This window comes from Pseudomonas sp. PA-4-8C, assembly GCF_021606625.1.
GTDB classification, from domain to species: Bacteria; Pseudomonadota; Gammaproteobacteria; order Pseudomonadales; family Pseudomonadaceae; genus Aquipseudomonas; species Aquipseudomonas lactis.
The window spans coordinates 1-5,572 of the sequence record NZ_WKCD01000327.1 but is presented as its reverse complement, the minus strand read 5'-3'; the positions used below and the strand labels follow the sequence as shown (position 1 = coordinate 5,572).

The following is a 5,572-nucleotide window of genomic DNA, read 5'->3' as shown; positions in this document are numbered from 1 at the left end:
GTCGATCAGCTTTGCGGGCGAGGATGACTCGTACCAGTTGCCGTCCATCGAGGCGTTGTTGGGGCGCAAGATCAGTTGTGAGACGCCGCCGACGCATTTGTTGCGGGCGGTGGAGCGCAAGCGGCCGTAGCGCCCAAATGCAGTAAAACATGTGGAAGGGGCTAGGCGACTTGCCCCCTCCCACATTCGTTTGCATCTAGCGCTCAAGCGTTCATACCCACGCCTGTATCAGCCCCGCAGCATAGGCTGGCGGATACGCGTCGCCTCATCTCTGAATGCCTGATAGTAATCAGCGCCACTGGCGGGCAAGTCGGCAAACCGGCTGCCGGCCGCTGGCCGCTGAGGCTGAGGCTGAGGCTGAGCCGACGCAGTAGATCCGGATTGGTCGGACTCAGGAACAGGTGAAGGCGACGCGCTCTTGATCCTGGCCTCGATCGCCCGACCAAAATTGGTAGTTCTCAAGGCAAAACGGGTGACACCAAACGCTTGGCTGTAAGGGGTGACCCCCCATTTATCTGTAAACTTATAGGTCAGGCCCACCATGCGTTTGCCGGCCGCGGCAAGGCCACTGCCCACCGGGGTGTCAAAAAAGCTGGCGTACTTGACAAAATCCTTGGCTGCCCCGGCTTTCACGGCGGCATTGAAGGCCAAGCTTGCTGACGTATAAGCCCCCGCGACGCTGGCTACCCATGATGCGATAGAGAACCCTAAAGCCGCCCACCCGAGATTTTGGATATGGTGTGAGCGGTCCCAGCCCATTTTTTTGTCGACCTCGGCGATACCCAATGCGGCGGTGCTCAATGTTCCACCCACGACGCCCAACGTCGAGGCAGTCGCTAAGGCTACCTTGGAGGCCAGAGCCATCGCAGACGCTGTGGCTGTGGCTGTGGCTGCGGTTGTCGCGGTTGCAGCCACGGCCGCCGCAGACGCCGCAGCCGTGTACGCCGTAGCCGCCGCTGCCACTGCGGGAGCCGCAAACCCCAACGCCACTATCGAGGCGACCAAAGCCGCCCCGGTCAGCGCCCATTTCAACCAGTTCGGCCATAGCCCGCTGGGGTCGATCAGGTTGATCGGGTTACCTGCACAATACGCGTAGCTGTTGATTCCGCCCTCATCAAATGGACTCAGGGGATCAGGCTGCAGAAACATCATCAGGGCAGGATCATAGACGCGCATGCCGTTGCCGAGCACGTAGAGGTTCGTCGCCGCGTCCAGCCGCTGAGCATTGAACGCTGGCATTTGCAGGTCAGCCAGGCTGCGGGCTTTGCCATCATCCAGGGCAAGCTTGGCGTCGCCATAAGGTGTGTAGTGCCGCCGCACATGAGCCTGGCCCGGCGCAGAAATACCACGCACGCTGCCAGAGGCATCGTTGGCATGCAATTGCGGCCCGTCCACACCACCACTGCGCGCCGCCACTTGGTCTTCACTGCTGAAATAGCGGATTTTCTTATTACCTTCAACCAAGGTTTCAAGACGCTCGCCTGCATATGCCAGCATCACCGGCACCTCACTATTGCGTGAAGCGAGTACCTGGCGGGATTCTGCGTCGTACTGGTAGCTGTATTGGACACCAGCGATCCGTACACCGGTCAGCAGTTCAAATTCGTTATACGTGTAGACCTGGCCGGAAGGGCCAATCAACAGATTGCCCGATGCGTCATATGTCAGCGTGACATCCTGCGCCGGAAGTGTATGGGTCAGGCGCGTCAGTTGAGTGGGATCCAGACCGCTGAAATAACGGGCGCAGATGTCTTGGGTGCCGTCAGCAAAGGAGGTGACAACCCGGGTAATGTTATTGAGATTGTCAAAGCTGAAGTCCTGCCCGGCGATACCGCGCCCCATTTGATCCTGAGGGCGTTCGAGGCCTTCACAGCGGTAGGTCTTGAGCCGCAGGTAGGCATCGTAGGTGAACGTCTCTGCGATCACCACTCGTGAACTCGCGTCGCGCAGGAAGCGGGTCGCCAGCATATTATTGACGTGATAGGTACTGGTCATTACCTGAAGCAGCGTACCGTTCTGCTCAAAACGCCGCTCGGCCTCCCTTCCCAGAGCGTCATAAGACATTTTGGTGACTATCTGCGTGCTGTCATAACCAGTGGTCAGGTTCTGCGGTCGACTTAGGCTGTCGTAGCTTTGCTCAATCACCATAGCGCCGGTGATCATCCTGGAAAACCGCCCCTGGGCGTCGTACTCCAGCTCACTACGCTGACCATCGGCAGCCGTTTGATGCAGCAGACGCCCGCCAGGAGAATAGCCAAAAAGTGTGGTCACTGTCGTGCCGGCTGCAGTTTGAATTTCCTTATCGGGATGGCCATTCACGTCTTGGAAAAACTCATGAATCAGCCCATTGGTCTCCGAACGCGTGACAGCCCCTCCAACGGGATCATGTTGATAGGTACTCTCCGGCAACCCGGTCATTTCTATCCGGGTTGGCACATCCAATTCCTTGTCGTAAGTCAGGCGTTGCCGTGCGCCTCGAGGCGAGACCATTGCGACAGGTTCCATCCAACCTGCCTCGTACTCCCAAGTCGTGGCTCGCCTCGCGCCGTGCGCCTGGCTGGTGATGCGCCCCAGGCTGTCATAAGTACGGGCGCCCAACAGTTTGCCTTCAACCGTCAGTGCGGTGACTGACGCACAGCTGGTGCCGGGAGCGTAGTCCATTTGGCGCAAACGGTGTGGGGTGCCATCGACCGGCTTTTGATGGACCGTCACTTGGCGGTCGAAGGCATCATAGGTGAACTCGGTCAGGTTGTTGTTGACGTCCACTACCGACACGCATCGACCCAGTCCGTCGTATGTGCGCGACTCCACTTTGACACTGTTGTCGCTCGTATCGAGACGCTCCACCAGGATCGGCTGGTTATGCTCATTGAAATAAGTCTTCAAGCGCTCTGCGCCCTCTACCCCCTCGATCTTGAGATTAAGCAACGGATCGTACTCATCGATCAGCACACGGCCATCGGTATGCGTCACGCGGCTGGCGTTGCCCCAAGGGTTGTAGGCATACGTGCTTGTCAGCGAACGCACCCCGTCAGGTAGGTAGTCGGTATTGACCACTGCAACGGTTCGCCCCTGTGCGTCATAGCGCCAGGTCCGGGAGACGCGCTCCTGCTCCTCGCCCAATATTTGGGCTTCGGACACCTGCCGTCCGAGGCCATCGAAGTAGGTGATGACCTGATTATCCTGGGCGTCGGTGGAAATCAGATGGGCACGCTTTGCTTGCGTTGCAAAATGATAGGCATAGCGGTGCGCGGCTTGTTGGGGTTTACCGGGGGAAACCGTTTCCGCCGTCAAACGGCCACTGGCATCGAACGTCAAAGCAAGCGTGCTGCCACCATCCCTTGTCATCGAGAGCAGGCGTCGATTGGTTCGGGCGAGTGTGCGTGTGGATTCGAGCCATTGCCCTTCGCGGCCCTGCATACGCCGGGTTTCACTGACGTTGTCTCCCGCCATGGCATAACTGAATTCGCTGACCAACGACAGCCCATCAATCGTGTTGGACGTATTTTTCACCCGGCCTAGCAACTCCACGGGGGCATCAAAGTATGTTTGTTCCGTGTGGAAAACTCCGGCCTGATTACTGGACGCCTGCAAGACAAGGTAATGTGTGCCGGTTTTGGGTACACGCGTGTGGGTGTACTCGGTAAGTCGGTCTGTAGGAGTGCCTCCTACGGGGATCAGGCGCTCGTGCTTCAAGTAACGCTGAAACAACCCATGGGGATCGGCTGGGCATTTGCCGCTTTCACCTGCGACCGGATAATAGCTGTACTCGATGCGAACCCCGGAAGACTCGGTGCGGCTAAGAACGTTACCGTACTCATCTGTTTCCACCACTTGTACTTCTTCACGCGTGCTGCCGTCTGCAACCAGCTCGAAACGATTGGTGATCTGCCGAGGAAGTTGCAGGTTGGCTGGCTGGTCTGGGAACAGTTTTCCGGGCTCAACGTTATAATCGTATGTCGTAATGACTCGCGTACCTTCGCGCGTCACCCGCTCCTCGCTCAACAGATGAAATTTGTTATAGGTAGTGCGCGTAACACAGAGAACGGCGTCATTGTTGCTGGTGTCGATCAAGGTTTCGTCGGTCCAATAATCGTAGTCCCCGACCACCAGATACAAATTGTCCTCGCCAGGTCGATAAACGCTTCCAGAATAATAGCCCGTGAAGTTATGCGTTGGACTATAGCTGTAGACACTACCTATAGGAGGCTGACCCGCACCCGGCGTCCGCCGCCAACCTGCCACGCGCGGGATGAACTGACCAGCTGCATAAGGGTGACCATTCTCTTCATAACTGATTAGCTCGGTACCCCCCATGGGTGATTCAACTTCAGTGATCGCAATCAGCCCATTGCGAAACGGCTGGCGATAGATAAAATTGAAGGACGCCGTGCCTGGCGGAACCTGTGTGCTGTCATACGGCACCGTGACGCTCACCAGTTGATTGTTGGCATTACCATAATTTATTCGAGTACGCGCATAACGTCCCCCCTCAATCCGCGCATCAGCCATAACGAGCAAACCATCAATGTAAGTCAGCACAAGCATCTCTTGCCCATTTTGGTCAAGAATGTGTTTCAGTGGCCCACCATCAAGATAACGAAAGTTCCAACGCTCTCCGTTTTCAAATGCGATCGCCATAATTTTGAAAGGCCCGGGATTGATAGGACGTCCCAGTATTTCGACCGTACCCTCTTTGTAGATGACATGCAGTTCCGACTCGGCGATGCGCTTGACCACCACGTCTTTAAGTTTGCAATCCTTAATCACCAGCGTGCCACCGACGGACGGTAGACTCTGGATCTGATAACGCTCACCTGTTATGAGCGTGAGTGATGAAGTTGCCAAGTCGAGCTCGGTATTGCTCAGACTCCATCCGGCGCCATAGTTCCCCGATTGATCGGAACTCAACATCGAGAAGGACAGCGCAATATTGCGGCTGATCTCCAACGGTCCTTGTGGATAGAAGGTGCCCAGGTTGATACGAGCGGTGTATTGCCCGGTGCGCGGGTCGACTACCCCATTGAGGTGGGTACTGAAGTTAAATGCATTGGAATAAATATTCATGGCGGTATTGCCCTCTGCCTTCGAATAGTCGCCTTAGCGGTATCAATCCAGTTCCTCAAAACCAACGTCCACTAATCTCAACAAATTTCTGTTGTCGCCATGGGCAATCCGAAATACATGCTCGCAACCGAAGTTATCCAGTAACCTCCACGGACTCATGCGCTCGCTATTAGGGCTGTCAATCCAGCCGGAGTACCGTATCGCCCGCATGATCGTTGCGTAACGATTGAATTCAATAGAGGGATTATCCCCGGCAGGCCGTTGAACATCATCCACTCGCAACTGCAACCCCAGCGCGTCTTTTTTCCAAACAATCCCACCTTTTTTCCGATTACCACCACTAAAGTTATAAATAAACGATGTTTGAAAATACATACCTTCAAGCGTGACTGGTACCGGGTTATCCAACCCTTTGTTTTCGATGAACCGCAAACCAGACGGCGGCATCCAGTAATAGACATCAATATCAATTTCGTTGTTGGCAACTTCTCCACTGAAGGCATTC

2 protein-coding genes are annotated in these 5,572 nt (G+C 55.8%); both read right to left on the bottom strand.

Annotation, left to right across the window (positions count from 1 at the left end; all coding sequences use genetic code 11):
• Positions 1-228 precede the first annotated feature (228 nt).
• Complete coding sequence (locus tag GIW04_RS27230; protein WP_236479377.1) at positions 229-5,067, bottom strand: RHS repeat domain-containing protein; 4,839 nt, start codon at positions 5,065-5,067, stop codon at positions 229-231.
• A 42-nt stretch (positions 5,068-5,109) separates the two neighbouring features.
• A partial coding sequence (locus GIW04_RS27225) for a hypothetical protein (RefSeq protein ID WP_236479376.1) occupies positions 5,110-5,572 on the bottom strand: 463 nt, incomplete at its 5' end.